7 protein-coding genes are annotated in these 3325 nt (G+C 68.3%); 5 read left to right on the top strand and 2 right to left on the bottom strand.

All coding sequences use genetic code 11. The annotated features are described in order from the left end of the window. Positions 1–90 precede the first annotated feature (90 nt). On the bottom strand, positions 91–513 hold the full coding sequence (locus WAW17_RS20200; protein WP_422334699.1) for a hypothetical protein: 423 nt from the start codon (positions 511–513) through the stop codon (positions 91–93). 10 nt (positions 514–523) lie between these two features. Beyond that, positions 524–772, bottom strand: coding sequence for a hypothetical protein (locus WAW17_RS20195; protein ID WP_422334698.1), 249 nt, complete (start codon positions 770–772; stop codon positions 524–526). Here WAW17_RS20195 and WAW17_RS20190 point away from each other — a divergent pair. From WAW17_RS20190 to WAW17_RS20170, 5 genes are all read left to right on the top strand, one after another. After that, a complete protein-coding gene (locus WAW17_RS20190) occupies positions 753–1118 on the top strand; it encodes an ANTAR domain-containing protein (protein WP_422334697.1) in 366 nt (121 codons plus the stop codon). The genes WAW17_RS20195 and WAW17_RS20190 overlap by 20 nt on opposite strands. Beyond that, on the top strand, positions 1115–1621 hold the full coding sequence (locus WAW17_RS20185) for a hypothetical protein (protein ID WP_422334696.1): 507 nt from the start codon (positions 1115–1117) through the stop codon (positions 1619–1621). The genes WAW17_RS20190 and WAW17_RS20185 overlap by 4 nt, the downstream gene beginning before the upstream one ends. Before the next feature lie 14 nt (positions 1622–1635). After that, positions 1636–2133: a serine/threonine protein kinase gene (locus WAW17_RS20180; RefSeq protein WP_422334695.1), complete on the top strand. Its 498-nt coding sequence runs from the start codon at positions 1636–1638 to the stop codon at positions 2131–2133. 406 nt (positions 2134–2539) lie between these two features. After that, the gene (locus WAW17_RS20175; RefSeq protein ID WP_422334694.1) at positions 2540–2719 is read left to right on the top strand and encodes a hypothetical protein; all 180 of its coding nucleotides are present in this window, start codon (positions 2540–2542) and stop codon (positions 2717–2719) included. Between the two features lie 283 nt (positions 2720–3002). Continuing rightward, a complete protein-coding gene (locus WAW17_RS20170; protein ID WP_422334693.1) occupies positions 3003–3170 on the top strand; it encodes a hypothetical protein in 168 nt (55 codons plus the stop codon). Positions 3171–3325: the final 155 nt, after the last annotated feature.

The following is a 3325-nucleotide window of genomic DNA, read 5'->3' as shown; positions in this document are numbered from 1 at the left end:
TCTTCCGCGAGAGGAGTTCGTAGTCTGGTTCGCCGGGCGCGGCTCGCGTGAATCCGACGGGGCCGTTCCGAGCCGGCGATGTCGGGGTGGTCAGCGATGTTCGGCGGAGATCGCGTGGAGAAACAGTCGGAAGGTTTGCGGCAGGCGATGCTCACCGCCGCTCGAGGGCAGGAAGAGGATGTGGCCGGCGGTGTCGGTGAGGATCTGTCGGACGGTGCCGGTGAGCAGACCGTCCCGGGTGAGGGTGAGCACGGTGGTGCGTTCGGTCCGGCTCAGCCGGGCCCACAGGTGGGTGTAGGCGACGGTCTCGGGGGTGCGGCCACCGGCGCCCTTCACCCAGTAGGTGAAGACGAAACACCGGATCACACCGGAGGCGGTCGGTGCGGTGGTGTGCAGCGCCAGCCGGGCCCGAGCTCGGATGCGGCGTTCGCGAAGTTCGATCGACGCCCAGCCGAGCGCGTCGGTGTTCGTGCAGGATGCGGGCAGGTCGAGCATCAACCGGGCCAGTCCCACACCCCTCACCCTAGGGGTTGCCCGCGTGTGTGTAGCGCTCACCGCGAGCGCCCGCCGCGGCGACGGTCGGCCGATGCGGCGCGGCTGCAGGCTCACCTCGGGTCCGGCGCTGCACCACCACCACGCCGACAATTTGCCTGTTGTTCAACAACTTTTCTGTGTAGTTGCGCTCCCGCCGGCGGAGGATTGAGGTATTGAAGCGCCGGATCGACGCATCAAGGAGCGAAAGGAGTTTCCCCGTGGCCGAGAAGAACAGCACCGGGCGACCGCTCGCACCTTTTCCGGGGCCGACTCGACTGTCGGGACGGCACCCACCCGACGGTCGTGAACTGCTCTCGAGCGCGGAAAGGATCTTTATGGGGGCTCGAGGCTGCAGCGACGTCCAGGCTTTCGACGAGTTGCTCGATGTGGCACAACGTCACCATATGACCGTCCAGAAGGCAGCCGAAGACCTGGTCGGGCTCGCCGCCGGGCGAGCGCGGACCCGGCGGAGCCCGGATGGGGACTGCTTCGGCGAGTGGGAGAAGCTCCTTACCCAGCTCTCCCCGCGACGTCCGGGCGAGCTGATTTGCCATCCCGCTGCCAGGCAACGTGAATCGTTGTGACACCACGGTGGTCGCCTCGACAGGAACGGCACGGAGGCCTCCTGCACCGACCGGATCCTGCAGCTGTCGCGTCCCATAACCACACGACCGACACCGACCAGCACATCGGCGTACACCAGTCGACTCCGCAGATACAGGAGGCCGAATCGACGGGCGGGCGCGAAGAGACCCGGCAAGGTCAGCGCGGTAACGGCCGATACCTGCGGCCCCTGCATGCGTTGTCGGTGGCACGGCACCTGCCGATCGTCGACAGGCTGTTGTTCACCCTCGACCGCTCCGTCGACGGTGCCCTCTGGTGCACGCACGGCGAGGTGTTCGCCGCGGTCACCGCCGAAGGCCGCGACGCCGGCTTCGCCCGACGACCGAGACCGCCGAGGCGGGGGTGTGGATTGTGGACCCCGGCCGCGACCCGCGGTACCTGGCACCGATTCCTCGCCGCTGACCGGGGCGGTGCCCCATCCTCGACCGCTGCTGCGGCGGCGTTGCGGCCGGGGCGCCGGTAGTGCACGATCGGGCCATGTTCCGACGACGGTGGCCGGCGATACCGCCACCGGTCTGTGGTGGTGTCGACGTCCACGGGCGGCGCCGGCTGTCGGCGCAGACCGACCTGACCCTCGAAGTACTGCGGATTGTGGCGTTCGAGTCCGGTGTGTCGGTGCACCTGGCCCTGACCGCCACCGGTGCGCCGGCCGAAAAGGCACGCCATCAGACCCGGCCCCTGACCGACCCCGCTGATCACTGCGCGCGCTGGTCCTACCTCGCGGTGCGCGCCGGGGTGGAGAACACCGATGCCGAGGCCCAGGCCGACGCGTATCTACCGAGACCGGACATCGCGACCAGCTGCGCGGGACTGACCGCCTACCGCACCGAGCCCCGGTACTGGCTCGGCATCCCGCCGCCGGTGCGGGCGGTGACCCTCACCGCCGGGTGGCCTCAGATCGGTCTGGCCCCCACCACCGAGACGATGGTCCTCGATGTGATCGAGCAGCGGTCGAACGGAAACCCGCGCCGCTGAGGAGGATCCGGAGCCCGCCACCCGCGGACGGCAGGAGGCGGCACGGCCCCGCTGGTACCGCACCCGCGAAAGTGCACCCGAACCACCATGTCGGGTGGTCTGTCGAGTGCTGGCGAAACGAGATCGAGGGATGCATCGACCGTCGAGCAGTCGGCACGATCAGCCCCACTGCCAGTGTGTTGCAGTTCATGAGGTTGGTGACCCGATCGGTGCGGAACGAGCGTGGTCGGAACGAACGTGCGGGTGTGATTGCGCTCCACCGGTCACGCGACCGCAGCGGTCGGCGGCGGGCCGGGGGACAGAAGTCATGTCGACCTCACCTTCTCGACACACGGGGGGTGCTCCCCGACGCATACGATGGGGCGCGCCCGGTACCGCTCAACATCAACCGGATGGGTCACAGTTCATGACGAATCAGACATCCCGCCACAACCCACCGCCCGATCGCATCCCGAACCCTCGGCCGGACACGCACCCGTCCACGACCGACCTGTCCACGACCGACATCGCCGGGGTCGTCGAGGCGCTCACCGGCCAACGGATCCTTTCCCGTCCCGGCGCGGAGAACGATCCCCGCATCCGGTGACCGGCCCGGCGCCGCACCGAACACTCCGCCGCCCACCACGGGAGAGGCCGGCACGGTCTCGCTCACCGGTCGGCGCCGGTATGCCGACCGGTGCCGGTGGGCACACCGGCGCGAGGAGTTCACGCGGTTGGGCCGAGAGGGTGACCAGTGCCGGATTCCTCGCGGCGGGTGTGGTGCTGGTTGCTCGCCCCTTCTCGTCGACCGGAATGATCCGCCGCAGAGGAAAATCCGGTGACTGCTGTCACCTTTCCGATGTCCCACCGATCAGAAGAAGGAGGCATCCATGACCGACGTCCCGGTCGAATGCTCGTCCCGACCTTCCGCCGCGACGGTGAACACCACCGAATGGATCAAGGCGCACCTCGCGCGGATGGACCACGCCGATCCGGCAGACACCCCGGCAGCCGGCGACGCCCGCCCCCGATCCCGTCGTCATCGCGACCGATCGTGATCGTGACTGCCGGTGATCGGCCACACCGCCGAAAATCAGGGTCGACCGCGTTCGATCTGCTGCCGGAGAGTTGATGGGCGAGAAGACCTCGTGCCGACGAATCTGCAGGAATGACCATCACCGAAGCCAATCTTCGACGACGATTCAACCTGTAC

Origin of the sequence: Rhodococcus sp. (in: high G+C Gram-positive bacteria) (assembly GCF_049286785.1) — a bacterium.
In the GTDB taxonomy this organism is placed as follows: Bacteria; Actinomycetota; Actinomycetes; order Mycobacteriales; family Mycobacteriaceae; genus Rhodococcus_F.
Note: the sequence above shows the minus strand (reverse complement) of the source record. Positions and strands in the feature narration are given on the sequence as shown.